The organism is Stenotrophomonas terrae (assembly GCF_001431465.1).
GTDB classification, from domain to species: Bacteria; Pseudomonadota; Gammaproteobacteria; order Xanthomonadales; family Xanthomonadaceae; genus Stenotrophomonas; species Stenotrophomonas terrae.
In genome coordinates, this window is the sequence record NZ_LDJJ01000006.1 from 1 (window position 1) to 25,415 (window position 25,415).

General features: G+C 64.7%; 29 protein-coding genes. 15 read left to right on the forward strand and 14 right to left on the reverse strand.

The window, feature by feature from the left end; all coding sequences use genetic code 11:
- Positions 1-42: 42 nt before the first annotated feature.
- The 3 genes from ABB27_RS01810 to ABB27_RS01820 are packed head-to-tail and all read right to left on the reverse strand — an operon-like array spanning position 43 to position 2,068.
- Entirely contained in the window at positions 43-933 is an 891-nt protein-coding gene (locus ABB27_RS01810; protein ID WP_057626522.1) for a DUF4097 family beta strand repeat-containing protein, read from the reverse strand.
- 11 nt (positions 934-944) lie between these two features.
- The gene (locus ABB27_RS01815; protein ID WP_057626523.1) at positions 945-1,496 is read right to left on the reverse strand and encodes a hypothetical protein; all 552 of its coding nucleotides are present in this window, start codon (positions 1,494-1,496) and stop codon (positions 945-947) included.
- Complete coding sequence (locus tag ABB27_RS01820; RefSeq protein WP_057626622.1) at positions 1,496-2,068, reverse strand: RNA polymerase sigma factor; 573 nt, start codon at positions 2,066-2,068, stop codon at positions 1,496-1,498. The genes ABB27_RS01815 and ABB27_RS01820 overlap by 1 nt, the downstream gene beginning before the upstream one ends.
- Here ABB27_RS01820 and ABB27_RS01825 point away from each other — a divergent pair.
- The 4 genes from ABB27_RS01825 (at position 2,055) to ABB27_RS01840 (ending at position 5,068) form a co-directional block, all read left to right on the forward strand.
- Positions 2,055-2,324, forward strand: a complete 270-nt coding sequence (locus tag ABB27_RS01825; protein ID WP_152984388.1) for a hypothetical protein — start codon at positions 2,055-2,057, stop codon at positions 2,322-2,324. The two genes, ABB27_RS01820 and ABB27_RS01825, sit on opposite strands and share 14 nt — an antisense overlap.
- Positions 2,325-2,344: 20 nt before the next feature.
- Positions 2,345-2,926 carry a mechanosensitive ion channel family protein gene (locus tag ABB27_RS01830; RefSeq protein WP_057626525.1) on the forward strand — a complete coding sequence of 194 codons (582 nt, stop codon included), beginning with the start codon at positions 2,345-2,347 and terminating at the stop codon, positions 2,924-2,926.
- A 272-nt stretch (positions 2,927-3,198) separates the two neighbouring features.
- The gene (locus ABB27_RS01835; protein ID WP_057626526.1) at positions 3,199-4,458 is read left to right on the forward strand and encodes a sugar transporter; all 1,260 of its coding nucleotides are present in this window, start codon (positions 3,199-3,201) and stop codon (positions 4,456-4,458) included.
- Positions 4,459-4,549: 91 nt separating this feature from the next.
- On the forward strand, positions 4,550-5,068 hold the full coding sequence (locus ABB27_RS01840) for a GNAT family N-acetyltransferase (protein WP_057626527.1): 519 nt from the start codon (positions 4,550-4,552) through the stop codon (positions 5,066-5,068).
- Between the two features lie 85 nt (positions 5,069-5,153).
- Here the strand turns inward: ABB27_RS01840 and ABB27_RS01845 are convergent, their stop codons facing one another.
- Both ABB27_RS01845 and ABB27_RS01850 read right to left on the reverse strand, forming a co-directional pair.
- Entirely contained in the window at positions 5,154-5,417 is a 264-nt protein-coding gene (locus tag ABB27_RS01845) for a DksA/TraR family C4-type zinc finger protein (RefSeq protein WP_057626528.1), read from the reverse strand.
- A 109-nt stretch (positions 5,418-5,526) separates the two neighbouring features.
- Positions 5,527-6,081 (reverse strand): DUF2058 domain-containing protein, encoded by a 555-nt coding sequence (locus ABB27_RS01850; RefSeq protein WP_057626529.1) that lies wholly within the window; start codon positions 6,079-6,081, stop codon positions 5,527-5,529.
- Positions 6,082-6,163: 82 nt separating this feature from the next.
- On the opposite strand from ABB27_RS01850, the gene ABB27_RS01855 reads away from it, so the two are divergent.
- Together ABB27_RS01855 and ABB27_RS01860 are read left to right on the forward strand one after the other, a co-directional pair.
- Positions 6,164-6,661: a M48 metallopeptidase family protein gene (locus ABB27_RS01855; protein WP_057626530.1), complete on the forward strand. Its 498-nt coding sequence runs from the start codon at positions 6,164-6,166 to the stop codon at positions 6,659-6,661.
- Between the two features lie 66 nt (positions 6,662-6,727).
- Positions 6,728-7,438, forward strand: a complete 711-nt coding sequence (locus ABB27_RS01860) for an rRNA pseudouridine synthase (protein ID WP_057626531.1) — start codon at positions 6,728-6,730, stop codon at positions 7,436-7,438.
- Positions 7,439-7,636: 198 nt separating this feature from the next.
- Here the strand turns inward: ABB27_RS01860 and ABB27_RS01865 are convergent, their stop codons facing one another.
- Genes ABB27_RS01865 through sstT form a run of 3 tightly spaced genes read right to left on the reverse strand, consistent with a single transcriptional unit; the run spans position 7,637 to position 9,869 of the window.
- Positions 7,637-7,939, reverse strand: coding sequence for an AzlD domain-containing protein (locus ABB27_RS01865; RefSeq protein ID WP_057626532.1), 303 nt, complete (start codon positions 7,937-7,939; stop codon positions 7,637-7,639).
- Complete coding sequence (locus tag ABB27_RS01870; RefSeq protein ID WP_057626533.1) at positions 7,936-8,664, reverse strand: AzlC family ABC transporter permease; 729 nt, start codon at positions 8,662-8,664, stop codon at positions 7,936-7,938. Before ABB27_RS01870 ends, ABB27_RS01865 begins: the two co-directional genes overlap by 4 nt.
- The gene (gene sstT / locus ABB27_RS01875; RefSeq protein WP_057626534.1) at positions 8,664-9,869 is read right to left on the reverse strand and encodes a serine/threonine transporter SstT; all 1,206 of its coding nucleotides are present in this window, start codon (positions 9,867-9,869) and stop codon (positions 8,664-8,666) included. The genes ABB27_RS01870 and sstT overlap by 1 nt, the downstream gene beginning before the upstream one ends.
- A 123-nt stretch (positions 9,870-9,992) precedes the next feature.
- Here sstT and ABB27_RS01880 point away from each other — a divergent pair, with 123 nt between their 5' ends.
- A complete protein-coding gene (locus ABB27_RS01880; RefSeq protein ID WP_057626535.1) occupies positions 9,993-11,564 on the forward strand; it encodes a phospholipase D family protein in 1,572 nt (523 codons plus the stop codon).
- Positions 11,565-11,631: 67 nt separating this feature from the next.
- Here the strand turns inward: ABB27_RS01880 and ABB27_RS01885 are convergent, their stop codons facing one another.
- Positions 11,632-12,690: an HDOD domain-containing protein gene (locus ABB27_RS01885; protein WP_161809594.1), complete on the reverse strand. Its 1,059-nt coding sequence runs from the start codon at positions 12,688-12,690 to the stop codon at positions 11,632-11,634.
- A gap of 70 nt (positions 12,691-12,760) precedes the next feature.
- Between ABB27_RS01885 and ABB27_RS19550 the strand changes: the two genes are divergently transcribed.
- From ABB27_RS19550 to ABB27_RS01895, 3 genes are all read left to right on the forward strand, one after another.
- On the forward strand, positions 12,761-12,982 hold the full coding sequence (locus ABB27_RS19550) for a hypothetical protein (protein ID WP_161809595.1): 222 nt from the start codon (positions 12,761-12,763) through the stop codon (positions 12,980-12,982).
- Between the two features lie 399 nt (positions 12,983-13,381).
- The gene (locus ABB27_RS19880; protein WP_057626537.1) at positions 13,382-13,612 is read left to right on the forward strand and encodes a hypothetical protein; all 231 of its coding nucleotides are present in this window, start codon (positions 13,382-13,384) and stop codon (positions 13,610-13,612) included.
- A complete protein-coding gene (locus ABB27_RS01895) occupies positions 13,612-14,403 on the forward strand; it encodes an IclR family transcriptional regulator (protein ID WP_057626538.1) in 792 nt (263 codons plus the stop codon). The genes ABB27_RS19880 and ABB27_RS01895 overlap by 1 nt, the downstream gene beginning before the upstream one ends.
- Positions 14,404-14,582: 179 nt before the next feature.
- On the opposite strand, the gene ABB27_RS01900 is transcribed toward ABB27_RS01895, so the two are convergent.
- Positions 14,583-14,873 (reverse strand): DUF5640 domain-containing protein, encoded by a 291-nt coding sequence (locus ABB27_RS01900; protein WP_057626539.1) that lies wholly within the window; start codon positions 14,871-14,873, stop codon positions 14,583-14,585.
- A 103-nt stretch (positions 14,874-14,976) separates the two neighbouring features.
- Here ABB27_RS01900 and ABB27_RS01905 point away from each other — a divergent pair, with 103 nt between their 5' ends.
- Both ABB27_RS01905 and ABB27_RS01910 read left to right on the forward strand, forming a co-directional pair.
- Entirely contained in the window at positions 14,977-15,780 is an 804-nt protein-coding gene (locus ABB27_RS01905; RefSeq protein ID WP_057626540.1) for a carboxylesterase family protein, read from the forward strand.
- Positions 15,781-16,088: 308 nt separating this feature from the next.
- The gene (locus tag ABB27_RS01910; RefSeq protein ID WP_152984390.1) at positions 16,089-18,827 is read left to right on the forward strand and encodes a bifunctional diguanylate cyclase/phosphodiesterase; all 2,739 of its coding nucleotides are present in this window, start codon (positions 16,089-16,091) and stop codon (positions 18,825-18,827) included.
- 57 nt (positions 18,828-18,884) lie between these two features.
- Here ABB27_RS01910 and ABB27_RS01915 read toward each other — a convergent pair whose 3' ends face one another.
- Positions 18,885-19,520: a LysE/ArgO family amino acid transporter gene (locus ABB27_RS01915; protein ID WP_057626542.1), complete on the reverse strand. Its 636-nt coding sequence runs from the start codon at positions 19,518-19,520 to the stop codon at positions 18,885-18,887.
- A gap of 133 nt (positions 19,521-19,653) precedes the next feature.
- On the opposite strand from ABB27_RS01915, the gene ABB27_RS01920 reads away from it, so the two are divergent.
- Together ABB27_RS01920 and phaZ7 are read left to right on the forward strand one after the other, a co-directional pair.
- Complete coding sequence (locus ABB27_RS01920) at positions 19,654-20,559, forward strand: LysR family transcriptional regulator ArgP (RefSeq protein WP_057626543.1); 906 nt, start codon at positions 19,654-19,656, stop codon at positions 20,557-20,559.
- Between the two features lie 114 nt (positions 20,560-20,673).
- A complete protein-coding gene (phaZ7, locus tag ABB27_RS01925) occupies positions 20,674-21,813 on the forward strand; it encodes an extracellular native short-chain-length polyhydroxyalkanoate depolymerase PhaZ7 (protein WP_057626544.1) in 1,140 nt (379 codons plus the stop codon).
- A 9-nt stretch (positions 21,814-21,822) separates the two neighbouring features.
- Here the strand turns inward: phaZ7 and ABB27_RS01930 are convergent, their stop codons facing one another.
- Positions 21,823-22,575, reverse strand: a complete 753-nt coding sequence (locus tag ABB27_RS01930; RefSeq protein ID WP_244479103.1) for a transporter — start codon at positions 22,573-22,575, stop codon at positions 21,823-21,825.
- 225 nt (positions 22,576-22,800) lie between these two features.
- Entirely contained in the window at positions 22,801-23,724 is a 924-nt protein-coding gene (locus ABB27_RS01935) for a M14 family metallopeptidase (protein ID WP_057626546.1), read from the reverse strand.
- Between the two features lie 191 nt (positions 23,725-23,915).
- Between ABB27_RS01935 and ABB27_RS01940 the strand changes: the two genes are divergently transcribed.
- Positions 23,916-24,287, forward strand: coding sequence for a glycine zipper 2TM domain-containing protein (locus ABB27_RS01940; RefSeq protein WP_057626623.1), 372 nt, complete (start codon positions 23,916-23,918; stop codon positions 24,285-24,287).
- Positions 24,288-24,350: 63 nt separating this feature from the next.
- Here ABB27_RS01940 and ABB27_RS01945 read toward each other — a convergent pair whose 3' ends face one another.
- Positions 24,351-25,235 carry an acyltransferase gene (locus tag ABB27_RS01945; RefSeq protein WP_057626547.1) on the reverse strand — a complete coding sequence of 295 codons (885 nt, stop codon included), beginning with the start codon at positions 25,233-25,235 and terminating at the stop codon, positions 24,351-24,353.
- Positions 25,236-25,415 lie beyond the last annotated feature (180 nt).

Genomic DNA, 25,415 nt, shown 5'->3' on the forward strand with positions numbered 1-25,415 from the left:
CCCAGCCCTCCCCTTGCCTGCGGCAAAGGGAGAGCGGATCCATCAGCGGTCCAGACTCACCCGCACACTGCCCGAATGCGACTGGATCGAAATATCGCCGTCGCCGCCACCGATGCGTGCATCCAGATTCTTGCCCGGCCCGTAACGCGGGGTCTGCACCTGGCCGACGTCGGAACGGATGCTGCCACTGAAGCTGCTTACCTTCAGCTGCGCCGAGGTACTGGCAGGCAGGCTCAGCGACACCGAGCCGCTCACCGTTTCCAGGTTGACCCGGCCACCGGGCTGCAGCCCCGCACTGCGCACGCCAAGGCTGCCGGACACCGACTCGGCGTTGAGCCGCTGCACGTTGGCCAGGTCCAAGGTGATGCCACCGGAGACGGTATTGGCCGACACTTCGCCACCGCTGCCACCCGCGGCATTGATCGAGCCGCTGACCGTGGTGGCATCCAGCCGCGAAGTACGCAGCTGCGAACGGATCTGGCCGCTGACCGTGGTCAGATCCGCCTCACCGGCGCGTCCGTTGGCAGTGAGGTTGCCGCTGACGGTGTTGACCTGCAGGCGTCGCAAGTCCACCTCGTTCACGTCCACCGCCGCACTGACGGTGCTGGTCTGCAACTGCGCGGCGCGCGGCACCCGTAACTCCAGCACCGCGCCGCGGCTGTTGCTGCGGTTCTGCGGATAGACCACTTTCAGCGCCACACGGTTGGCACTGCTTTCCACGTCCAGCCGCTGGCCATCACCCAGCGAGCCGGTCAGCTGCACTTCGTTGCGGTCCCAGCCGCGCACGGTGACATGGCCGGCAATATTGCTCAACTCCACCCGGCCGCCGCTGGACAGCGGCAGGCTGCGGTTGACGGCGGTCTGCGCAAACGCGCTGGTCAGCGGCGCAAGCAACAGGGCTGCTGCCAATAGACGCTGCAAGGAAACATTCATGAGGGGCTCCTTCAAGTCGAAATTCCGGTCGGGTTGACGCCCTTGCGGGTGAGTTCCAGCCGCAGCGCATAGGTACGCTGCAACTGTCCAAGTAGAAACGTGGCATCGGGGCTCTGTGCGATGGCGCTGCGGATGCTGCCGGCGCTTTCATCCAGCTCGCGCAATGCCGGTTGCAGCTCAGCTGGCAGCTTGTCCTGGGGAAGCGTCGCCATCGCCTGCCGGTATTGATAGGTGATGCTGTTGGCGTGCTGCTGCAGGGCCGATTCCGTCACCGCCACGGTCGCCGGTGGCTGCTGCGGCAGCAACATCATGCTGGCCATGCCAACCAGGGCCACCACGCCTGCTGCGGCGGCGTAGCGCGGCCAATGCCGGCGCAGCGCGCGCCGCGCGGGTGCGCTGCTGACGGCGGCAACCGCTGCCACAGGCGGCGGCTGCAAGCGCGGCGTCTGCTCCATCTGTGCGGCAATGCGCTGCCATACCGCCGCCGGCGGTACCCGTTCGGACGGCAGCCCGCGCAGGCGCTGGGCCAGCGCATCATCGTGATCGTTGTCGTGGTGGTTCATCATGCGTCTCCAAGCCGCGTGCGCAACAAGCTGCGCGCACGATGCAGCTGTGCCTTGGAACTGCCGACGGCCATCTGCAGTTCCACGGCGATTTCCTGGTGTTTCCAGCCTTCGATGTCGTGCAATACCAGCACCGCACGTGCACGCGGCGGCAGCGTCAACAGCGCCCGCTCCAGGTCCATGCCGGTGGCATGGCAGCGCGGGGTGTCGGCCATTTCGGCCAATACGTCCATCCCCGACTCACCGATATCCAGCGACTCGAACGTCGCCGCGCGCAGCTCCATCAGCGCCGTATTCACCGCCAGCCGGTGCAACCAGGTGGCCAGCGCGCTCTCGAAACGGAACTGCGGCAGCTTGCGCCAGGCCTGGATGAAGGTCTCCTGCAGCACATCCTCGGCGCGCGCGGCGTTGCCGCCACACAGACGCCACAACAAGGCATACAGGCGCGGTGAGTGTCGCCGGTAGATACGCTCGTAGGCGCGGGTGTCGCCTTCGGCGGCAGCACGGGCCAGCGCGGCATCGTCGATGACGGGCGGTGAGGGAGCGGCAGCGGTCACAATGGTGTCGAGCATATCCATTGGATGCGGCAAGCAGCAAAAAGGTTTAAAGCCGTTTCAATTCTTTTTGCCGAAGCAGCTGGCAGCCCGTCCGCGACTGGCAGCAAAGGCCGTGCTGGCCGACAATCGTGGTTTATCCGACCCCTGCTGCCGAATGTTGCGTACTGCTGCTCTGCGCGGCCCTGGCCTTGGCTGGGTGCGCCAGCACACCCGCCGCCACCGACGCAGCAACGGCTGCACCCGCCATACCGGCGCTGCATTGAAGCGCTGACGTACTCGCAAGGAAACCGCATGAAGCACTACCTCCCCATCTCGTTGCAGCAATGGATTGACCCCATCAATATCGGCCTGGGCATCCTGCTGATCCTGGTCGTAGCCTGGCTGCTGCGCCTGCTCACCCGGCGCCTGCTGGCACGGGTAGGCAAGCACTACACACTGCCGGCGCAGATCGAGATGGCGATCCGCCGCCTGTCCAACTTCATCATCGGCGCGGTGGCGTTGGTTGCCATCCTGCAGAGACTGAACGTCCAGGCCAGCGTGCTGTGGACCGCCTTCACCGGCTTTGCCGCGGTGGGTGCGGTGGCGTTTTTTGCGGCCTGGAGCGTGCTGTCCAACATCTTCTGCACCTTCCTGATCTTCACCACCCGCCCGTTCCGCCTGGGCGACCAGATCGAGCTGCTGGAAAACGGCGAGAAGCCTGGCCTGAAGGGCGTGGTCACCGACATCAACCTGATCTACACCACCCTGCACGAAGTCGGCGGGCCAAGCGAAGGCACGCTGATGCAGATACCCAACAGCCTGTTCTTCCAGCGTGGCCTGCGCCGCTGGCGTGGCAGCGACACCCTGCCCACCACCGTGCAGGGAGATGGCTGAGCGTCACCAGGCCCGCTGCACAAAAGCCGCCGTCATCCCCACCGAGTTGGGGATGAAGGCCGCGACAGAACAACGCATACAGCCGCAACATCGCCTCGCAATCAGCGCCTGCAGCGCATTGCGGGGCCGGACCGGGCCGCCAGCGGCATCACCCAGCTGAACAAAGCCGCCACGCCCCCGCCCCGATCCACAGTGTTCCGCTCCCGTCCACACAGTGCGTGCGAAAATTGCCGGCATTGAGCGACCGGCCCGGTCGCAAGCCCCCGCACGTAATGTCCGCCTCTCCCAATACTTCATGCCCTGCCCCGCAGGCAGGCGACGCTTTTGCCGTTGCCGACGTCCAGCAACCCCGCTCCGACCGCCAACGCTGGCTCAGCGTGATCGCCCTGGCCCTGGCGGCCTTCGTCTTCAACACCAGTGAGTTCGTTCCGGTCGGCCTGCTCAGCGACATCGGCGCCGACTTCGGCAAACCGATCGAATATGTCGGCCTGATGCTGACCATCTACGCCTGGGTGGTGGCACTGACCTCGCTGCCGTGCATGCTGCTGACCCGCAATTTCGACCGTCGCAAGCTGCTGCTCGGCGTGTTCGCGATGTTCATCCTCAGCCATGTGCTGTCGGCCGTGGCCTGGAGCTACCCGGTGCTGATGGCTAGCCGCGTCGGCATTGCCCTTGCCCATGCGGTGTTCTGGTCGATCACCGCCTCGCTGGCGGTGCGCGTGGCCCCGGAAGGCAAGCGGCCGCAGGCGCTGGGCCTGCTGGCCACCGGCACCTCGGTGGCAATGGTGCTGGGCATCCCGCTGGGCCGTATCGTCGGCGAGCTGCTCGGCTGGCGTATCACCTTCATGGCCATCGGCGGCGTTGCCCTGCTGGTGATGCTGGTGCTGGCCCGGCTGCTGCCCGCCCTGCCCAGCCAGAACAGCGGCTCGGCCAGCAGCATCCCGGTGCTGCTGCGGCGCCCGGCCTTGATGGCCTTGTACCTGCTGGTGATGGTGGTGGTGTCGGCGCAGTTCACCGGCTACAGCTACATCGAACCGTTCGTGCAGAAGATCGGCGGCTTCGATGCGCATGTGACCACCCTGGTGCTGCTGTTGTTCGGCGGCATGGGCTTCCTTGGCAGCGTGCTTTTCTCTCGCTACGGCCTGCGCTGGCCGCGCGGCTTCCTGTTGAGCGCCATCGGCACCCTGGCCGCCAGCCTGTTGCTGCTGCGCACCGGTCTGCACAGTAATTGGCTGTTGTATGTGCTGGTCTCGGTATGGGGCGTAGCGATGATCAGCTTTGCGTTGTCGATGCAGTCCAAGGTATTGAATCTGGCCTCCGATGCCACCGACGTGGCGATGGCCCTGTTCTCCGGCATCTTCAACATCGGCATTGGCGCCGGCGCGCTAATCGGCAGCCAGGTCAGCCTGCAGCTGGGCATGCAGCATATCGGCCTGGTTGGCGGCCTGATCGCTACCGCAGGCTGGCTGTGGTGTCTGTACGCGATGCTGCGCTGGAGCGGCAGTTTCCGCCGTGGCGGCGTAAACCACTGAGCTGCGGCGGCGCACACGTTTACAGTGCGCCCGCTGCAGGTATGCTTCCGCCCACGCCCCTGCTTCCGGGGGTGCTGGCTGGGGGGAGCAAGTGGATCAGGACATCACTGTGCGCGACGCAGGCGCCGCCGACGCCGCCGCGCTGAGCGCGCTGGTCACGCCGCTGGCCCGGCACCTGCTGGATGCCGATAGCGGCGCCAGCGCGCACGCCTTCCTCGCTTCGTTGACCCCGGCCAGCTTTGCCGAGCGCCTGGGCAACAAGGAATTCGCCCACTACGTGGTAGACGATGCCGGCGCACTCGCCGGCATGATCGCGATGCGTGGTGACAGCCATATCCATCATCTGTTTGTCAGCCGCAGCAGCCGGCGCCGTGGTATTGCGCGCTTGCTGTGGGAGCACGCCCTGCGCGTGCATGGGCGCCGCGAGTACACGGTCAACTCGTCCGAAGTCGCGGTGCCGGTGTATGAGCGTTTCGGCTTCATCAGCAAGGCCGCGCCGCAGACAGTGAAGGGCGTGCGCTTCGTGCTGATGGAACGGCCGCGGCTGGTGCAGCGTGTCGTGCACAAGCAGTACTTGAATGATGTGCTGCCGCTGCCGGGGAAAAGCTGAGGCTTTCAGTTTTTGCCCGCACATGCTCATTGGCAGCTGCGCGGAAATGGCGATCGGGAGGCAACGAACACGGTCACAGCGTCCGTCAGCGCAGCTGGCTGTCCTTGCTGCCGCGCCGGTTGTAGCCGGCAAATGCCTCGTCTTCGTCCTGCGCCTGCTGGCAGGCAACGCACAGCCTCACGCCCGGCACGGCCTTGCGCCGCGCCTCGGGAATGGGCGCATCACATTCTTCGCAGTGTTCCAGCCCCGGGCCGCTGGGCATGCGGCTGCGCGCACGCTTGATCGCGTCCTCGACGGTGGCATCAATCTGATCCTGAACGGCGGTATCGCCCGCCCAACCGGTGGCCATGACCTGTCTCCACGTACAGCAACAGGTTCAAGCTGCCGCCTGCGCGGCCACAATTCAAGGCCTGCGTGCGCACCGTTCAGCTATCTACGGCGCGCCACAGGCCGGCCCCTCACCACATCAGGTCGTCGGGCACCTGGAACTGCGCGTAATAGGCATCGTCCTCGGCATTGCCGGTGGTAGCCGGCGTGTCCGCGCTCTGGCCGTGGTCGAGCACGATCAGGCTGGCATCACGCTCACGCACCTTTTCGGCGGCAACACGCGGCAGCAGCGCAAAGCTGTCGCCATCACGTGCGATCACCAGTGCGCCATTGGCCAGCTGGGTGCGCAGCGCCTCGGTGACCAGAATCGTGCGGATCAGCGTGCCGTCGTTGAAACGGTATTCCAGCTCGCCGGCGCGCGGCAGCTTGCGGTCGCCGATGATCTGCCGGGCCTGCGCGCGCAGCTCATCGGCACGGCGCTGGGCATTGCGCTCGGCAGCCAGCAGGCGGTCCTTCTCGGCCTTTTCGGCACGCGCACGCTCAGCCTCGCGTTGGCTGTCGGTCGCCGTCGCCGGGCCTTTGCCATGGCGGGCCTTGACCTGCTCACGCGCCACCTGCGAGACCTGTGATTTCTTCACCAGACCAGCCTTGAGCAGCTGTTCCTGCAGCGGATTACCCTTTGCCATCGTCGTTGTTCATGGTTTTGTTGCCGAGGCTGCCATGATAGCGGCCTGTCCCGTTCTGCCCAAATCCCCAGCCCAAATTCCGATGCTTCCGCTGAAATACCTGAATGGCTATCCCGAACACCTGCAACAGCGCGCCCGCGAGCTGCTGGACGCGGGCAAGTTGGGCGAAGCCGTGCGCAAGCGCTATGCCGAGCCGCATGCGGTGCGCAACGACCGCCAGCTCTACGACTACGTACAGGCCATCAAGGAGCGCCACCTGCGCCAGTCGGTGCCGCTGGGCAAGGTGCTGTATGACGGCAAGCTGCAGGTGGTCAAGCACGCGCTGGGCACGCATACCGCCATTTCCCGCAACCATGGCGGCAAGCTCAAGCACAGCCGCGAGATCCGCATCGCCAGCGTGTTCCGCGAGGCCCCGGCCGGCTTCCTGCGGATGATCGTGGTGCACGAGCTGGCACACATCAAGGAGGCCGACCACAACAAGGCCTTCTACCAGTTGTGCCTGCATATGGAGCCGGATTACCACCAGCTGGAGTTCGATCTGCGCCTGTACCTGACCGCTTTGGAACATGAACCCGGCTGAGCCGCCCATCGCCCCGGCCCCGCCACGGCGCTACACTCCCCGCCCTTCGTAGAACCCAGTGACGCCATGACCACCCCGATCCGTCTCGACAAGCGCGTTGCCGCGCAGCTGCAGTGCTCGCGCTCGCAGGCCCAGCAGTACATCGAAGGCGGCTGGATCAGCGTCAACGGCGTGGTGGTGGAAACCCCGCAGACCATGGTGACCGAGGAAGTCATCACCTTGGGCAGTGAGGGCAGCACCGAAGCCGCCGAAGCGGCCACCTTCCTGATCAACAAGCCGGCCGGCTGCAGTGGCGACCAGCTGGTCGCCCTGCTGAGCGACGACAACCGCTTTGCCGACGACGCTTCCGGCATCCGTCCACTGAGCCGTCATTTCCAGCGTCTGGACTATCTGATGCCACTGGACGATGCCGCCAGCGGCCTGGTCGTGCTGACCCAGGACTGGCGCGTGCGCCGCCACCTGCTCGAATCCGGTTCCAGCCTGGAGCAGGAGTACGTGGTCGAAGTCAGCGGTGAGCCCAGCCCCTGGGCCATGCCCAAGCTCACCCACGGCCTGATCTATGAAGGTCGCGGCCTGCCGCAGGCCAAGATCAGTTGGCAGAGCGAGCAACGCCTGCGCTTCGCGATCAAGGATGTACGTCTGGGGCAGCTGCAGAACATGTGCAACCAGGTCGGCCTGAAGGCCGAGCAGATCCGCCGCCTGCGCATCGGTCGTATCGGCCTGAGCAAGATGCCTGAAGGCCAGTGGCGTTACCTGGCAGCCAATCAGAAGTTCTAGGCCAAGGCCCCTCCATCCCCACAGGAGCCGTGACTTTGTGGGAACCGCCGTTTTGTAGGAGCGGCGTAAGCCGCGAAGCTGGCCATCGCTCCGGTCACGAAACAAAACGCCATCACACAATCTGCAGTCGCGGGCGATCAGCGCCCAGACAATGCACCGGCTTCGCGGCTGACGCCGCTCCTACAACCCCAGCTGCGCTCACAGCAGGCGTATAGCCGCCGCTGCCGCCGCACCCACAATCACCACCAGCAGAAACGGCAGCCGCAACATCAACGCAACCGCCGCCGCCAGCAAGGCGCCGATGCGCGCGTCGAAAGCCAGCCCCTGCCCGGCCGAAACGGTATTCATCGCCGTCAACGAGGCCAGCAGGCCTATCGTCAGGCAGCCGGCCACACGGTTCATGCGCGGTGACTGCAGCCAGCGTACCGGCACAAGGTAACCGGCAAACTTGATCGCCCATGCGGCGATACAGCCCAGCACGATCCACGCCCACAGCGTCATGGCACCGACTCCGGCCCGGTCCTGGGTGCGACATCCGGCTCCAGCCCTTCATCGGCAGGGCCGTGCCCGAACCAGCCCCACACCGCCGCAACTGCAGCGGCCAATAGAATCGGCACCCCGGCAGGCACCCATGGCAGCGCCAGCACCGTCACCAGCGCGCAGACCACGGCAATGGCCACCGGCTCACGTGAGCGCAGACGCGGCCACAGCAGGCCGAGGAAAGCGGCTACCGCTGCGCCGTCCAATCCCCATTGGCGCGGGTCGCCCAACGCATCACCGAGCAGCGCGCCCAACAGGGTGAACAGGTTCCAGCACAGGTACACGCCCAAGCCCGCTACCCAGAAACCGCGCCGCTGCTCCTGCGGATCGCTCTGGCTGGCGGCGGTTGCCGCCGATTCGTCGATGGTGACCTGTGCCGCCACCGGCTTGAGCCAGCCACGCGGGCGCAGCATGCGGTTGATCTGCGCGCCGTAGACCGCGTTGCGGATACCCAGCAAGGTGGCTGCGCCAAACGCCGCCGCACCCGCACCACCGGCGCCAATCACGCCGATGAAGGCAAACTGCGAGCCGCCGGTGAACATCAACAGGCTCAACGCAGCGGTCTGCGCCACGCTGAAGCCCGATGCCACCGCCAGTGCACCAAACGAGATGCCGTACAGGCCGGTTGCAATCGCTATCGAAACGCCGATGCGTACCGCCGGCGTGATGCGCCCAGCGCTGGCCATCAGCCGCGTCCGCGCGCTTGTTCGGCCGCGGCCACAAACACCACGTCGGTGGACGAGTTCAAGGCGGTTTCAGCCGAGTCCTGGACCACGCCGACGATGAAGCCCACTGCCACCACCTGCATCGCGATGTCATTGGAAATACCGAACAATCCACAGGCCAGCGGAATCAGCAGCAAGGAGCCGCCCGGCACACCGGACGCGCCGCAGGCACCCACCGCCGCCAGCACGCTGAGCAGCAAGGCGGTCGGCAGATCGACCGGATAGCCCAGGGTATTCACCGCAGCCAGGGTCAGCACCGAAATCGTGATCGCCGCACCGGCCATGTTGATGGTGGCCCCCAGCGGAATGGCCACCGAATAGGTTTCCTCATGCAGGCCAAGCTTGCGGCACAGCTCCATGTTGACCGGGATGTTGGCGGCCGAGGAACGAGTGAAGAACGCGGTGATGCCGCTCTCGCGCAGGCAACGCAGCACCAGTGGATACGGATTGCGCCGCGTCACCACCGCCACGATCAGCGGATTGCCAATAAAGGCCATGAACAGCATCGCGCCAACCAGCACTGCCAGCAGATGCGCATATTGCTTCAGCGCGCCCAGCCCGGACTCGGCCAGCAGCGAGGCGACAATGCCGAACACACCCAGCGGCGCCAGCTTGATCACCAGCCGCACCACCCAGGTGATGGCATCGGACAGATCGCTGACCAGCGTGCGCGTGGTCTGGCTGGCGTGACGCAAGGCAAGGCCCAGGCCTACCGCCCAGGCGAGCAGGCCGATGTAGTTGGCATTGAGCAGCGCATGCACCGGGTTGTCGACGATCTGCATCAACAGGGTCTTGAGCACCTCGCCAATGCCGCCTGGCGCACTCATGCCAGCCTCGACAGCCTTCAGCGCCAGCTTGCTCGGGAACAGGAAGCTGGCTGCAACGCCAACCAATGCCGCGGCCAGGGTGCCGATCACGTACAGCAGCAGAATCATCCGGATATGGGTCTTCTGGCCGTGCTGGTGGTTGGCGATGGAAGCCGTCACCAGCACCAGCACCAGGACCGGCGCCACCGCCTTCAACGCGGAAATGAACACCGTGCCGAGCAGGCCAACGGCGGTTGCCCCGGCCGGCCAGGCCATCGCCAACACGATACCGGCGATCAGGCCGATGACAATCTGCAGCACCAGACTGGGCGCTCGGAAGGAGGAAGAACGTTCGGTCATTACGGGGCTCGCGGCAAACGCAAACCCCGATTCTCGCCCAGCCGGGGCACCCACCGCACCCCCGGAACGTCATGGCTGCAGGACAAAATGCCGCCAACACAGGAACACCGCTAGGATGCGCACATGAACAAGCCGCCCCGCCCCCACCGTCTGCTGCGCTTCCTGGCCTATCTGTTCGGCGCGCTGCTGTTGCTGGTTGGCAGCGGCCTGCTGCTGGGAGATCACCTGACGCCCAAGGCCGTTGGCCTGCCTTCGCAGGCCTTGCCGCTGCAGCCACAGCAGACCCTGATCGACCGCCAGCTGCAGCCACTGTTGGCGGAGAACCCGGGCAAAAGCGGCGCGGTCTACCTCTCCGACGGGCTCGAAGCGTATGCCGCGCGTTCCATCGTCACCCGCCAGGCAGGGCGCAGCCTGGACCTGCAGTACTACATGTGGCACGACGACCTGCTCGGCCACCTGCTGGCCCACGATGTCTACCAGGCCGCCGAGCGCGGGGTGCGCGTGCGTTTGCTACTGGACGACATGAATGCCGCCGGCCTGGACCCGCAGATGCTGGCACTGGACCAGCATCCCAACATCGAGATCCGCCTATACAACCCGTTCCGCAACCGCGATGGCCTGTGGCGGCTGGTGGAGATGGTGCAACGGGCTTTCAGCATCAACCACCGCATGCACAACAAGGCATGGATCGCCGATGGCCGTGTGGCCATTGTCGGTGGCCGCAATATCGGCGCCGAGTATTTCGACGCGCGCCCGGACGTGAACTTCCGCGACCTCGATCTATTGCTGGCCGGCCCGGTTGCCAGCGATGCGAGCAGCATCTTCGATGAGTTCTGGAACAGCGATGCGGTGGTGCCGATCGCCGCCCTGCATTACAGCACCGACCAGCAGATGGCCAACTTCGTCAGCCAGGCCGAGCTGGACGCACGCCAGAAGGAGGCCGCACCGTACCTGCAGCGCGTGCGCGCACGGCTCAGCGATGCCTATCTCAGCAAACAATTGGACCTGTATTGGACCAAGGGCGTGCGCATCCGTTCCGATCCGCCGCGCAAGCCGGTTGGTGGTGACAGCAGCCAATGGCTGGTCACCCGCCTGGTCGAGGTGCTGAGCAGCGCCGAGCACAAATCACTACTGATATCGCCCTACTTCGTCCCCGGCGCGACCGGCACCAAAGCCCTTATTGGGCAAGTGCACGATGGCGTACAGGTCGGCATCATCACCAACTCGCTGGCCGCCAACGACGTAGCCGCCGTGCATAGCGGCTACATGCATTACCGCCGCCCGCTGCTGGCCGGCGGCGTGCAGCTGTACGAACTGAAATCGCGCGGGCATACCAGCAAGGCATCGCCGTTCGGCAGCAGCGGCGCCAGCCTGCATACCAAGGCCTTCCTGGTTGACGACCGCCGCGGCTTTGTCGGCTCGTTCAACCTCGACCCGCGCTCGGCCTATCTCAATACCGAAATGGGCGCCCTGTTCGACGATCCGGTATTGGCCGCACGCCTGCACCAGGAGTATCTACGCCTGTCCAGCCCCGAGCTGAGTTACTGGGTATACCTCAACAAGGATCACGAATTACGCTGGCTGGACCGTGCGCAAACCCCGCCAATCAGCCTGCGCACCGAACCAGACACCAGCTTCATGCTGCGCGCCAGCACCCGCGTGATCAGCTGGTTGCCGCTGGAGTCGCAGTTGTAGGCCGTCGGCGTCGCCTGGTAGCCCACAACACGAAGTCAGCGCAGTCCGCTTCAGCGCGCTGCGCCGCCTATTCCTGCACGCCATCGGCCTGATTCATCCGCTTCCATAGCCACGTCGCCACATGTTCGGGCAGCTCGCTGGCAAGGGCAGCACAGGCATCGGCCTCGCTCATCAAGCCCTGTGCGTGCAGCATCGCTGCGCTGGCCGCAAGCTGGCCTACCTGCAGCGAGCGTGCCAGACCAGTGGCTGCGGCGGCGTCCACCTGTTTGAGTGCCTGCACTATCGTCGCCGACAGCTTCCAGTGCTCGGCGATACGCACCGCGGTAGGCCCGGTGCAGCGTTCCAATATCTCCAGCAGGCTACCGGGCTCGCGCGTGCGTAGCGGCGGCTTCACCAGTACATCGGCGGCAGCCTGCATCGCCATGGCCGAACTCAGGCCCAGCAACAGGCCAGCCAACTGCGCGGCAAATCCGTCCTCGCGCTCCACGCTGCGGGCGTGATCTGCCGCGGCCAAAGACACCCGCAAGGTGTATTCCCACAGCAGGCGTGCAAACTCGGCGTCGACACCGCTGGCCGATTCCATCACCGGCTGTACCAATGCGGCGGAAATGATCTGGCGGATGCCATCGTTGCCAATCAGAGTCACTGCCCGCTCGATGCTCTGCACGTCCTGCTGCTGCAGGCGGTACAACGAACTGTTGGCGATACGCAGCAGGGTTGCGGCCAGCACCGCATCGCTGCCGATGATGCGCGCGATGGAGCGCGAGGAAGCGGTGCTGTCATTGACGCTCTGGATCAGCTGCGGCAACAGATTGGGCCGCCGTGGCGTATAGCGCGAGGACAGATCGGCGCGACTGAGCGCGGCCACCACGTCATCGACCACCGCCCGCTGCACGCGCAAGGCATCTTCCGGCGCTTCCGCTGCGCCAAGCGCGCTCAGCAGAAAGCGCCGCTGCAGGTCGACGCTGCCGATCGTCGAATCGGGTGTACCCGCCGCTGGGGGCGCTGCCACGACCGGGGCCATATACACGCGCCGCCGCAGCTGCGGCGCGTCGTCACGGCCTCGCAGCCAGAGCCAGACCAGGCCTCCGACCACCACTGCTGCAAGCACTGCCGAAATAATCACCATGAGGAACAGAAAACACCCACGCGGAAAGCTGCCTGTTATATCGACCCAAATTCACCCTTCTTTAGCGATGGACCGGACCGCTACCCAGGCGAATGAAACAACACCTGCATTCTTCCCGCGCGTGGCCGCCAAGCCTGCTTTTAGGACAAATCTCAAAGCAACCGGAAATGCGCAACTCTATATTGCAAATTCCGACACGAAGATAATGACTGAAATTAATAAACACGCGAAAGAAGCATTACGTGAACGCAGCCGACCAAGCCGGCAGCACTCAAAGAAATTTGAATAAAATCCTTACAAATCAATGCAGCGCTCGCCACCACCTGAAGACGACACCAACGCCAGGCCCAAGCCAAACGCGCACCCTTCGCGAACCCGCATCAGAACGTTGTTTCACCCACTAAACCATAATCACACCACGCTGCAACAACCAAGGAAAAACTAAACCGAAATCAAGCAAACACCGCACACAAAATATCAAATCTGTGAATAGCAGCACACGCAAATGGCGGCTTTCCCGATTGCAGCCACTCCAATCGTTGCTATCGTCAATTACAGCTTCTGTATTTAGATTTAGTTTCAAATATAAAACCATTCTCTCAATACCCCGCACGGGCAGAACCACATGCGTTGTAAAACTGGCTGCGACACATCGCGGGGGCGCGGCGGGTACCGCTTTGCTACCACGATGGAAGGCAACGAGCACGGCGATTTCCTAGTCAATGGCGGCTACGCAATTGAGGGGCTCCGCCCGCCTGCCCATGCGCTGCAACGCCAGGGTTTCATCGAAGACAGGCGCGAATGCCCGCTCCTGAAGGCGGTCGCGAACATCCGCAGCGGCCACTGCCTGCAGCGCCGGCGATACCCGGCCGACATCGACGACACACGTCTTTGTCTTCAACCAAAGGGAAGACGGTAATGTCATCGCCCCAAGCAACACCGCTGAAAGAACAGACCCGCTACATGGTGCCGGCGCTGGAGAAAGGCCTGAACATGTTGCAGCTGTTTGGACAGAATGGCGAGCTGAGCTTCACCCAGGTATGCCAGCGCACGGGCCTGCCCAAAGCATCGGTGTACCGCACGGTGCAGACGCTGGAGCAGATGCGCTTTCTGACCCGCAATAGCATCAGTGGCAGTTATAGCCTTGGCATCAGCGTGCTGCGCCTTGGCTTTGACTATCTGTCATCGATGGACATCGTGCAGATCGGGCGGCCAGTGATACAGCGCCTGCGCGACACCACCAGCTATTCGGCACAATTGTGCGTGCTGGACGGTCGCGAGATCGTCTACGTCGCACGGGCCAGCGCGGTTGGCGAAGCAGCGGCCGCGGTTGGCGTGGGTACGCGCCTGCCTGCGCATTGCACCGCCATTGGCCGGGTATTGTTGATGACACTGCCACAGCAGGACCTCAGCCTGCTGTTCCCCGAGCCCAGCTTTTCCTTCACCACCGAGCAGGGCCCGAAGACGCCGCAGGAACTGATCGAACTGCTCGGCAGCGACTACCAACGTGGCCATGCCATCAGCGAGTCGTTCTACCAACCAGGCGTGTCCGCGGTGGCCTATCCGCTGCGGGACCGCGACGGCAACGTCGTGGCGTCGATCAGCGTCATGGTTCCGCGCTCGGTCCTGCCAGCAGACCTGAAGACCTCGCTGAGCACACAAGTACAGAAGGCCGCGCGTGAAATCGAAAAGTTCCTGCACATCACCTAGCTGCGTGCCGGGCGCGGCCAGAAATCGCGCCACCGCCACCCAGGCAATAGTCCGTCACTTGCATGCGTGGCGCTAGTTGGTTCAAGCGCGGGGCCATGCAGTGCTTGCACCGTTTCGCGGCTCTGCACGCATAGTCGTGCCAATTACCTGCATTCTCGCAACGCGGTAGCGGTATTGGCTTACTTTTCCTGCTTCTGCAGACGCACGCCCATCGGCCCCTGCAGCGAGCCATCCTCATTGAGCGTGAACTCCAGCGCCTCACCGTTGCTGTCGGGCACCTCGACCTTCAGCATGTCGCCCTCGAGGCGGTACTTTGTCTGCTGCGACTTGCCCAGCATCTCCACCGTCACCTTGCCATCGGACGCAAAGGTATAGCTCACCATGCCCATGCTGTCGCTCCAGGTACCGCTCAAGCCCTGACTGCACGCCGCCAGCAGGGCCGCCAGCGCGATGATCAGCAATTTCTTCATGCAACACTCCAGGTAAACCCCGCACGCCATCGCGGTGTCTGTGCAATTATTCTGGCACAGCACCCATCAGGCTAGGCTGGTGCGGTTGGCAACGGAGTCTGGGATGGGTCGCATACTGATATCGCTTTGCCTGTTGGGCCTGCTGCTGGGCTGCAGGACCACTGCCACCGTAGCCACCAGCGCCCAGGCGCATGGGCAGTTTGTGGCGCGGCAACTGGATTTTGAAGGCCGCCAATTCCGTTATCAGGTCTTTGTACCGGCCGCTGCGGCAACGCCGCCCGGTGCCCGCCCACTGGTGTTGTTCCTGCACGGCTCGGGCGAACGTGGCGATGACGGGCTCAAGCCCACCTTGGCCGGCATCGGCCCTTGGCTGACCCAGAACCCCGACACCTTCCCCGCGCTGGTGGTATTCCCGCAGGTACCAGAGAACGAGGAATGGCGCGGGCGCAACGCACGCATGGCGCTGGCGGTGCTGGACGCGGCCAGCGCCGAGTTCGGTGCAGACCCGCGCCGCATCTATCTCACCGGTATCTCGATGGGCGGCTACGGCAGCTGGGAACTTGCCCTGACCCGGCCCGATCAGTTCGCCGCGCTGGTCCCGATCTGCGGCGCCCTGCGCGCACCGCGAGCGGACCGCCCGGGCCTGATGGTGGACCAGGTCGCCAACGCCGACGATCCCTACCAGGCCACAGTTGCGCGCCTGCGCGATGTACCGACCTGGATCTTCCATGGCGCGCTGGACCAACTGGTCCCCACCACCGATGACCGCGCCATCGCCGCCGCCAGCCAGCAACTGGGCGCCAACTGGCGCTACACCGAGTACCCCGACGTGCCCCACAACGCCTGGGACCCGACCTATCGCAATCCCGCCATGTGGGAATGGATGTTCAGCCAACAGCGCCGCTGACTGGCCGTGACGCCTGCGCGGGCAGCCCGCGCGTAGGCGACAAGCCCGCAGCATTGCCGGCGTATGCCTGCTTCGGCGGTAAGAGCGATGCGCCAACTGCGATAGCGTGACGGCAATCACACACCAGCCGCCCCGCCTACACCGGCCCTGCACAGCCCGGATCGGACAGTTGCAGGCACACACTCAGCCATCTTGCATCCCTTCACAAACACGCACGGTTCGTGCCATAACAGCACCACGCCATGCCCGCCTCCTGCAGGTACAGCGATGCAACGCGCTACGCTGCAACGGAAACCGGAGACTGAGGCTTGGCAACTACCGCATCGGCAACGCTTGACCCGTTGCCGCGTACCCGTGGTCTCTATTCCCGGCTGCACCTGCTGATCCTCGCCACCCTGTTGCCCCTGCTGGTGATTGGCGCCTTTGCGGTCTGGAATGCAGCGCGCGACTACCGACTAAGCTCCGAGCAACGCCTGCAGGAAACCGCTGCCGCCCTGGCCCGGGGCGTGGATCAAGGCATCGAGGACAACATCAATCAGCTGCGCCTGCTGTCATTGCTGGCGCCGCAACTGCGGGAAACAGCGCCGGAACTGCAGGCGTGGGCACGCCAGAACCCGGACATCCGGCTGATCCAGGATGACAGCGCCGATGCCCGCACCTTGCCGTCAGACTTGCTGTACGACGCCCGCCGCGAGGGCAAGGTGCAGGTCTCGGACCTGTTCACCAATATCGACAGCAGGGCGCCTGAAGTAGCCATCGCATTGCCCTTCGACGCTGCCGGCAGCACCCGCGTACTGACCCTGGTGCAGCCCTCCAACCGCTTGATCGCCAGCATCACCGGTGCCGGCAGCGATCAACACCTGCTGGCCGCCGTGGTCGACAGCAATGGCGTCATCGCCGCGCGCTCGCTGTCACCGGAGCGCTATATCGGCAAACCGGTACCCGACTGGCGGACCCTGCAACGCAGCGGCGGCGAGCAGGGCTTGATTGATGCCAACAGCACGGAAGGCACGCCGGTGATCTTCGCCTACCACCGGCTGCGGGCCGCACCGGGCTGGGCGCTGGTGGTGGGTGAACCGCAACAAAGCTTCCAGGCGCGCTGGCAACAGCCGCTGCTGGGGATCATTTTCGGTGGCATCGTCGCTGCGGTGATCGCCCTGCTCTGCGCCCATGCCATCGCCCGCAGTATCCTGCTACCCATCCGCTCCCTGGCCCAGCGCAGCCACAGCATCGTGGCCAATATGCAGGCCCCGCCCGATCCGCAGCCGTCCAGCATCCGCGAAGTGCGCAGCCTGCAGAGCAGCCTCAGCGGCACCGTGGATGTATTGAAGAAGAGCGCCGATGAAGCGCGCGAGCTTGCCCGCGACCTCAAGGCCAGCGAGCAGCGCTACCGCGCCGTTGCCGAAGCCGGTGCACTGGTGCTTTGGCAATCCGACCGCAATGGCACGGTGCTGTCGGCCACTGGCTGGCGTGAACTGACCGGCCAGCCCGATGATCAAGCGCTGGGCAAGGGCTGGCTGCGGCGGGTCAACGAGGACGATCTTGCACAGATCGAGATCGCCCTGGAACAAAGCTTCACCGCCGCGACCTCGACGCCGTTGGATGTGGAATTCCGCGTGCTCGATCTGCACGGAAAATGGCGCTGGCTGCGCGCCCGCGGTGCGCGCATCGGCCACAGCCAGAGCAGTTGGGCCGGGGTACTGGAAGATGTGGACGCGCGCCGCCAGGCCCAGGCCCGCATCGCCTATCTGGCACAGCACGATCCGCTGACCGGGTTACCCAATCGCGCGGTGTTGTTTGAAAAACTCGAGCACGCCCTCACCGCTGCCCGCCGCGGCCACCGCAGCGCCTTGCTGCTGTTGGACCTGGACCGCTTCAAGGAGGTCAATGACAGCCTCGGCCATCCCAGCGGCGACCGCCTGTTGCAGGAAGTTGCGCAGCGCATCCTTGGCTGTGTCCGTGGCAATGATCTGGTCGGCCGGCTGGGCGGCGATGAATTCGCAGTACTGATGGCACCGGAGAGCCGCGCCCCCGAAGCCGCCTCCTCGCTGGCCGCACGGCTGGTGGAGGAACTGGGCCGCAGCATCGAGCTGGACGGACATCAGTTCGCGGTCAGCACCAGTATCGGCATCGTATTGATCGACAACCAGTCCACGGCCGCCGACACCTTGATGCGCAACGCCGACCTGGCCCTGTACCGGGCCAAGGATGAAGGCCGCGGCTGCTATCGCTTCTTCGAGGCGGAGATGGACACGCGCATGCAGCGCCGCCGGCAGCTGGAAACCGAACTGCGCACGGCACTGCACCAGCAGCAGCAGTTTGAACTGCACTACCAACCCCTGGTGGATCTGCGCGAGCGCAGCGTCGTTGGCTTCGAAGCCCTGCTGCGCTGGAACCACCCGCAGCGCGGCCTGCTTGAGCCCATCCACTTCCTGGGCCTGGCCGAAGACATCGGCATGATGGTGGCCCTGGGCGACTGGGTGCTGCGCCAAGCCGCGCACGACGCCTGCCAATGGCCGGAGCAGATGAAGGTGGCAGTGAACCTGTCGGTATCGCAGCTGGCCCAGTCCAACCTGGCCGAGGCCGTCGAGCAGGCCCTGGCCGCAACCGGTCTGGCACCTTCCCGGCTGGAGCTGGAAATCACCGAGAACGCCTTGATCGCCAACATCCAGGCTGCATCGGCGCATCTGCTGCGGCTGAAGATGGCCGGCGTGTCGATCGTGATGGACGACTTCGGCACTGGCTACTCGTCGCTGGGCTACCTGCGTGCGTTCCCGTTCGACAAGGTCAAGATCGACAAGTCCTTCATCCGCGACCTTGGCGAGCAGAGCCAGGGCAGCGCCATCATCGGTGCGGTCTCGCACCTGTGCGCCAAGCTCGGCATCACTTCCACCATTGAAGGCGTGGAAACCCAGGCGCAGCTGGCGCAACTCAAGGAAGAGCACTGCGCCGAAGGCCAGGGCTATGTATTCGGGCGGCCGATGCCGCTGGCGCAGGTGGATGACTTCATCCGCGACTGGCACCTGCACTGGAACAGCGACAGCTGAGCCAGCACTACGCCGTCTGCTGCCGGCACAGCGGGCGCTGTGCCGGCAACTGCGGGCTTAGTTGACGCCGCGAATCGCCAGCGTCAATGCGAGCACGCTCAGGATCACCGCAATGGTGCCATCCAGTATCCGCCAGGTGGACGGCTTGGTGAACAACGGCGCCAGCATCCGCGCGCCCAGCCCCTGCACGGTCAGCCAGACGCCGCTGGCGGTGACCACACCGGCAGCGAAGGCCATGCGTGAATCACCGAAGTTGTCGGCAATGGAGCCGATCACCATCATGTCCAGCCAGAAATGCGGGTTGATGATGGAGAAACCGGCCGCCGCCATCAGCGCGGTACGCAGTGACTGCTCGCCGTTGTCGTCCAGCTTCATGCCGCCACCGCCCACCACCGCACGCCGCGCCGACTGCGCCGCATACCAGGTAAGGAAGGCCACGCCACCCCAGAGCAGCACGGTGGTCAGCCACGGCAGCTGATCGGTCAGCTGGCGCAGGCCGGCCACGCTGGCCAGGATGAACACCGCGTCGATGGCAAAGCACGTGGCAATGATCGGAATCACGTGCTGGCGCATGATGCCCTGGCGCAGGATGAACGCACTCTGCGCGCCGACGATGGCGAACAGACCAATACCGATACCGGCACCACTGAGCCAGGCACTGCCTGCGGCTTGGGCGGAAATGACCGAAAACATGGGAGACAACCTTGTTACCTGGAGGATGGACGCAGCGGGAGAACCCACCGGCACGTCCGGACGCGGCAATTGTCGCAATGCAGCATCAAAAAGTAGAGCTAAACTTAGTTAACCGTCTTTAGCAGAACTTAATATGCGCATCGACCACGCCCAACTGCGGGCTCTGGCTGCAGTGATCCGTGAGGGCAGCTTCGAGCGGGCCGCCTTGTCGTTGAATGTCACCGCCTCGGCGGTATCGCAGCGGATCAAGGCGCTGGAGGACAGAGTCGGCAAACTGCTGATCAAGCGCACCATTCCCACCGAGGCGACACCGGAGGGCCAGGTACTGGTACAGCTGGCCGAGCAGACCGCCCTGCTCGAGCGTGATGCCTTCGAGCGGATCGGCCTCAGCGATGCCGAACTGCCGCGTGCCAGCATCCCGGTGGCGGTCAACCACGACAGCATGGAAACCTGGTTCCCGGAGGCGGTGCAGAGCTTCTCGCAAAGCACCTCCACCACCCTGGACCTGCATACCGAAGACCAGGACCACACCGTCGCCCTGCTGCGCCAGGGCGCGGTGATGGGCGCGGTCACCACCTTGTCCGAGCCGGTGCAGGGCTGCCAGATCCACGCCCTGGGCAGCATCCGCTATGCCGCCACCTGCACCCCCGAGTTCCATGCCCGCCACTTTGCCAAGGGTGTTACCGCACAGGCCCTGGCGCAGGCGCCGGTGCTGGTGTTCAACCGCAAGGACGATATGCAGGCGCGCTATGCGCGGCGTCTGGCCGGGGTCGAGCAGCCACACAACGCGCCCACCTGGTGGATTCCTTCCACCCGCGCCTTTGTGCACGCCAATCTTGGCGGGCTGGGCTGGACCATGAACCCGTTGCCGCTGGTGCGCCGGCACCTGGACAGCGGCCGCCTGGTCTACGTCAAGGCGCGCGCCTGGGAAGACGTGCCGCTGTACTGGCAACACTGGAAGGGCGAGGTCAAGACCATGGCCCTGCTGACCCGTGCCATCCTGCAGGCCTCGACGTCGCTGGTGCGCAAGCGCAAATGAGCACCCGGCCCTGCGACGTGCTGCGCTGCAAGTTTCCCTAAAGGACACTGTCTGTACCTGCCTGAGCGGCGGAAGCTGGGCTGATTGCAACGCCCACCCGTCAGGAGCTGCCAGATGTCGATCACCCGGTCTGTCCCCGTCGTTTCCAGCTGGCTGCTCGGTGCGTTCGCCGCGCCGCTGGCCACTGCCATGCTGATGTTGATGCCGGCCAGCGCCCAGGCGCTGGACTGCGGCAGCAACAATGGCTACACCTGCAGCGGAACGGCCAACCAATACGCTGGCGGCTTCAGCCCGGGCGTCGGCCAGGGCGGCTTTGGCGGCGGCAGCTGCACCGCAAGCAAGACCCCGGTGGTGTTCATCCCCGGCAATGGCGACAGTGCGATCAGCTTCGACATGCCCGCCGGCGCGGTGAGCGGCTACACCACCCCGCCGCGCTCGATCTATGCCGAGCTCAAGGCAGCCGGCTACAACGATTGCGAACTGTTCGGCATCACCTACCTCAGCGCCAGCGAGCGCGCCGCACCGCAGTACAACTACCACTCCCCGGCTACCTATCAGGTGCTCAAGACCTTCATCGACAAGGTCAAGGCCTATACCGGCAAGAGCCAGGTCGACATCGTCAGCCATTCGCTGGGTTCGACCATGGCGCTGGCGATGATCAAGTACTCCGGCAACCAGGCCAGCGTGCGGCGCTTCATCAATATCGCCGGCGGCCTGCGCGGCCTGCAGACCTGCCGCAGCACCGGCTATCAATCCACTCTGGCCCCCACCTGCAATGCCGAGGCCTACGTCTATCCGTACACCTATTACACGTTCGGCCTGTACCCGAGCACCGGCATCACCTATTACGGCTACAACCGCTGGACCGGCAGTGGCAATGGCAGCCTGCGAACCTTCCCGGCCAGCTATGCCGGCATCCGCTTCTACACCATCACCGCCGGCTCGCGTGACCAGGTGCATTGCTTCACCACCAGCTACAGCGCTGGCTGCGCCGATGGTGCGCTGTTCAACAGCAGCGCCAATGTCTACGCCCAGGTCGATGTCGGTGCCGGCAGCAGTGCCTACAGCTTTGACTGGGATTGGAGCGATGGCAGCCCCTACAACTTCGGTGGTGGTGATACCAGCAGCGGCGTCGGTCATTTTCGTTCCAAGAACAACGCCGGTCTGATCGTACGCAACATGCTCGGCAGTGACTGCAGCAGCGACTGCGCGGCGGGCTACAGCGGCGTTTACGGGCCCGCGGTGAACCGCTGAGCGCCCTGCTCAGTCGAAGTAGATCGACACACCTAACCCGTCTTGCCAGTCGGTGGTGTCCGCGTCCAATCCACGCAGCACCGAGGCATCCAGCTGCAGACGCGGGCGCAGCATCCAGCTGACACCGGCACCGGCCGCACGCATGTACTGCGCGCCGGTGCCGTAACCGGCTTCGACATACGCCGAGACATCGTCGGCCAACGTGAAGCTGTAGCTGGGTGAGAACAACCAGCCCTTGCCGCCGTCACCCCATTGGCGATCGGCATACAGGGCAAAACTCGTATCGCCCGGCAATGCCCAGGCGACACTGATACCCAGATCGTAATCGTGCCCGCCGTCGCCCAATGGCGCCCGGCCCCAGGGCAGCGTGGCGCCGGCCTTGAGGGCAAAGGTGAGCTGATCACTGGCCAGCGCTGGCGCCCATTTCAGCGCCACACTGCCATCGCCACCGCCCTTCTCGTCCACATGCAGGCCCGCGCCACGTACACGCAACCCGGCCCAGCTGTCGGCGCCTAGCTGCAACTCCAGCGTATCGGCCACGCCGTAACGCAACAGCGTGTCTGCAATCCACTGGGTGACGGTCACGCCGCCGCTGCGGTCACGGCTGGCATCGGGCAGTCCCTGTTCCCACGCCCACACCTGCTTGCCAATCGTACTGGTGGAAAAGCCAATGCCGGGGCGGTCGAATTCGGGCGCGTCATCGGCATGGGCGCAAGGGGCGGCCAGCGCAAGTGCGACAAACAGAGGGATCGGGAGGTTCATGGCTGCCATGGTCCACAGCGGCTGTGCTTGACCGTGTGAACGTGGTGCGCAGCGCGGCGTAGCCGCCGGCCTGGCGGCGTTCGCTCGACGCGTCGGTGCTGGCAGCGCTACGGGCTTCCCGGCACGCTTTGCTTACCCGGGCTACGGTGCTGATCAATCGATGCCGGCGGAGCTGTCGGCTTCCCGGGTGCGCTTGCGCTTACCCGGGCTACGGTGTCGGCGACCTCAGTTATGGGTCAGTGCGTAGTCCAGCGCGCCGACCACGGCAGCTACCTGCGCATCGTTGCACTGCTGCGGGGTTGCCTTGGGACTGTCCGGATACACCTCGGTGGTGGTGGTGTAACGCGCACCACTGACGCTGGCGCACAAGCCCAATGCCTTCAACGGGTACTCGATGACGCCTTCGGCGACCACGGTTGAACCGATGATCTCGCCACGCTCATCAGCCGGAGCCAGGTGGGTCACCTTGGCGACTTCCGCATTGACGGCCTGCTGGAACTGCGGCTGGCGGTTCTCGGTGTCATCCACCAGATAGAACCCGTCCGGAATCTCGCCCGGCTCGAACGGCTTGCCGTCGCGCGCAGCCAGTGCCGGACGGAACTCGGTTTCGTCGGTATCGGTGGTTTCGTGCAGATCGATATGCATCAGCACTCGCCCCTGCAGTGGCGCGACCAGCGCCATCAACGCCGCCGACTCCTGTGCCGGGCTGTTCGCCACGAAGGAGCGGTTCGGGTCCAGCGCCTCTGCATTCCAACGCTGGATGCGCTCGTAGCCCCACGGGCTCACGCACGGTGCCACCAGCAGATTGCAGCGGCCGGCATAGGATTGCGCCTGCTGATCAACAAACTGCAGTGCACCCTGCACGCCACTGGTTTCGTAACCGTGCACACCACCGGTAACCAACATCACCGGCAAGGTTTCGTCCCAGTTGCGGCTGCGGATGGCGAACAGCGGGTAGCGGCCCGAGGGGTAGTCCAGCTCGCCGTACTGGCTCACGTCGAAACGCTCGCGCAAGGCGTCGATCTTGCTCACCACTTCCCCGGCATAGCTGCGCTGCACCTGCTGCAGGGCCAGCCATTGCGCACGCTCGAGCGCGCCCCAGGCCTGACCGGGAGTACCTACGGGATAGAAAGCGGCAACAGTGCTCATGCGCGGTTCTCTTCAATACGAATGATGGCGCGCACTCTACACCCAAGCCGCGTCGCCTTCAGGCAGCCGCGCCGCAAAGCATGAACACCGGTTCAATCGGCGCGCCCGCACTTCACCTGCAATTCCAGTTGTCCGGTGCAGGCTGGAGCCACATTGACGCCACTGTGCGCCGCCAGCAACAGGAGTCCGCCATGGGCAAGCTTCGCCTCTCTCTCGCCTCGGCCATCGCCGTCACCGCCATCACGCTGTCCGCCGGTGCGCAGGCACAGACCTACGGGCCCAACGATGAAGGCCGCCGCTTCAATGACGGCAGCCGCGTGGTCTGCCACAAGGTTGAGGTCGCCAACAACGCGCGCGACCAGAACCGCATTGCCGGCACGGCCACCGGCGCGGTGGTCGGCGGCCTGCTGGGCAACCAGGTCGGCAAGGGCAATGGCCGCAAACTTGCCACGGTGGGTGGCGCGGTGGCCGGCGGCCTTGTCGGCCGCAATGTGCAGGGCCGCAACCAGGAGCGCAATGGGCAGCGCGCAGTTGAAACCCGCTGCGAGCGCGTCTACCGCTGACGCGCGGTGGATGCAAACAACAAAGGCCCCGTCAGGGGCCTTTGTTGTTTTCGGGCCTGGCAATCAGGCCTTGTTTTCGAGCAGACGGCTGATGTCCTCATCCTTCTGCAGCCACAAGCCGTTCATCCACTGCTGGAACTGCGCACGGAAGTTGCGGTCTTCCTGGTAGTTGCGGCCGATGAACTCGGCGGGGATCGGCAGCTTGCGTACCAGCACCTTTACTTCCGGCAGCCGGTTGGCCATCAGGTCCATCATCGAGGGAATGCCTTTGGGATAGACGATGGTCACGTCCAGCAGGGCATTCAGGCCCTTACCCATGGCATCGAGCACGAACGCCACGCCACCGGACTTGGGCTTGAGCAGATGTTTGAACGGCGAGGCCTGGCCGGCATGCTTTTCGCGGGTGAAGCGGGTGCCTTCGACGAAGTTCATCACCGCCACCGGGATGCTGGCGAATTTCTCGCAGGCCTTGCGGGTCACTTCCATGTCACGGCGCCCCAACTCGGGGTTCTTGGCGATCTGCTTGCGGGTGTAGCGGCCCATGAACGGGAAATCCAGCGCCCACCAGGCCAGGCCCAGCACCGGCACCCAGAACAGCGAGCGCTTCAGGAAAAAGCGCAGCAGCGGGATACGCCGGTTGAACACTTTCTGCAGCACCAGGATATCGACCCAGCTCTGGTGGTTGGCCAGCACCAGGTAGTGCCCATCGCGCTCCAGCCCTTCGGTACCGCTGACCGTGAAACGGGTGGCGGTGAAGGCATGGATCATTGCGCTGTTGACCGCGATCCAGCTCTCGGCCAGCCCGGTCAGCAGCGGATTGCAGGCCCTGCGTACCACCTGGAATGGCAGCGCCGCCTTGAACAACGCCACCACGAACAACGGCAGGCAATGCGCCAGCGTGTTGATCACGATCAACGGGAGAATCAGAGCTACACGCAACCACACCATGGAAATAACCGCGGGGAACAGCCCCAGAACCCAAAGAAGCACAGGGTAGCAAAAGCCGCGCTTCAGGTTTTATCCCAAGCCCACTTCAAGGCCCTCAATTGCCGCCAAGCCACTGGATTGCCTACGGTTTACCCAGAGCATCAGGGCAGCAACCGGTACGGACATTCAGTCGGTAGCCCG

What these genes read in the sequence shown, in the direction of transcription:
- ABB27_RS01915 (WP_057626542.1), bottom strand. Translation starts at nt 19,520, where the DNA reads ATGTTTTCGGTCATTTCCGCCCAAGCCGCAGGCAGTGCCTGGCTCAGT.
- ABB27_RS01900 (WP_057626539.1), bottom strand. Translation starts at nt 14,873, where the DNA reads ATGAAGAAATTGCTGATCATCGCGCTGGCGGCCCTGCTGGCGGCGTGC.
- ABB27_RS01940 (WP_057626623.1), top strand. Translation starts at nt 23,916, where the DNA reads ATGGGCAAGCTTCGCCTCTCTCTCGCCTCGGCCATCGCCGTCACCGCC.
- ABB27_RS01815 (WP_057626523.1), bottom strand. Translation starts at nt 1,496, where the DNA reads ATGAACCACCACGACAACGATCACGATGATGCGCTGGCCCAGCGCCTG.
- ABB27_RS19550 (WP_161809595.1), top strand. Translation starts at nt 12,761, where the DNA reads ATGGACCGGACCGCTACCCAGGCGAATGAAACAACACCTGCATTCTTC.
- ABB27_RS01865 (WP_057626532.1), bottom strand. Translation starts at nt 7,939, where the DNA reads ATGACGCTGTGGGCGTGGATCGTGCTGGGCTGTATCGCCGCATGGGCG.
- ABB27_RS19880 (WP_057626537.1), top strand. Translation starts at nt 13,382, where the DNA reads ATGGAAGGCAACGAGCACGGCGATTTCCTAGTCAATGGCGGCTACGCA.
- ABB27_RS01945 (WP_057626547.1), bottom strand. Translation starts at nt 25,235, where the DNA reads ATGGTGTGGTTGCGTGTAGCTCTGATTCTCCCGTTGATCGTGATCAAC.
- ABB27_RS01845 (WP_057626528.1), bottom strand. Translation starts at nt 5,417, where the DNA reads ATGGCCACCGGTTGGGCGGGCGATACCGCCGTTCAGGATCAGATTGAT.
- sstT (WP_057626534.1), bottom strand. Translation starts at nt 9,869, where the DNA reads ATGACCGAACGTTCTTCCTCCTTCCGAGCGCCCAGTCTGGTGCTGCAG.
- ABB27_RS01895 (WP_057626538.1), top strand. Translation starts at nt 13,612, where the DNA reads ATGTCATCGCCCCAAGCAACACCGCTGAAAGAACAGACCCGCTACATG.
- ABB27_RS01870 (WP_057626533.1), bottom strand. Translation starts at nt 8,664, where the DNA reads ATGGCCAGCGCTGGGCGCATCACGCCGGCGGTACGCATCGGCGTTTCG.
- ABB27_RS01860 (WP_057626531.1), top strand. Translation starts at nt 6,728, where the DNA reads ATGACCACCCCGATCCGTCTCGACAAGCGCGTTGCCGCGCAGCTGCAG.
- ABB27_RS01835 (WP_057626526.1), top strand. Translation starts at nt 3,199, where the DNA reads ATGTCCGCCTCTCCCAATACTTCATGCCCTGCCCCGCAGGCAGGCGAC.
- ABB27_RS01850 (WP_057626529.1), bottom strand. Translation starts at nt 6,081, where the DNA reads ATGGCAAAGGGTAATCCGCTGCAGGAACAGCTGCTCAAGGCTGGTCTG.
- ABB27_RS01830 (WP_057626525.1), top strand. Translation starts at nt 2,345, where the DNA reads ATGAAGCACTACCTCCCCATCTCGTTGCAGCAATGGATTGACCCCATC.
- ABB27_RS01810 (WP_057626522.1), bottom strand. Translation starts at nt 933, where the DNA reads ATGAATGTTTCCTTGCAGCGTCTATTGGCAGCAGCCCTGTTGCTTGCG.
- ABB27_RS01930 (WP_244479103.1), bottom strand. Translation starts at nt 22,575, where the DNA reads ATGAACCTCCCGATCCCTCTGTTTGTCGCACTTGCGCTGGCCGCCCCT.
- ABB27_RS01880 (WP_057626535.1), top strand. Translation starts at nt 9,993, where the DNA reads ATGAACAAGCCGCCCCGCCCCCACCGTCTGCTGCGCTTCCTGGCCTAT.
- ABB27_RS01825 (WP_152984388.1), top strand. Translation starts at nt 2,055, where the DNA reads ATGGTGTCGAGCATATCCATTGGATGCGGCAAGCAGCAAAAAGGTTTA.
- ABB27_RS01935 (WP_057626546.1), bottom strand. Translation starts at nt 23,724, where the DNA reads ATGAGCACTGTTGCCGCTTTCTATCCCGTAGGTACTCCCGGTCAGGCC.
- ABB27_RS01920 (WP_057626543.1), top strand. Translation starts at nt 19,654, where the DNA reads ATGCGCATCGACCACGCCCAACTGCGGGCTCTGGCTGCAGTGATCCGT.
- ABB27_RS01820 (WP_057626622.1), bottom strand. Translation starts at nt 2,068, where the DNA reads ATGCTCGACACCATTGTGACCGCTGCCGCTCCCTCACCGCCCGTCATC.
- ABB27_RS01855 (WP_057626530.1), top strand. Translation starts at nt 6,164, where the DNA reads ATGCTTCCGCTGAAATACCTGAATGGCTATCCCGAACACCTGCAACAG.
- phaZ7 (WP_057626544.1), top strand. Translation starts at nt 20,674, where the DNA reads ATGTCGATCACCCGGTCTGTCCCCGTCGTTTCCAGCTGGCTGCTCGGT.
- ABB27_RS01905 (WP_057626540.1), top strand. Translation starts at nt 14,977, where the DNA reads ATGGGTCGCATACTGATATCGCTTTGCCTGTTGGGCCTGCTGCTGGGC.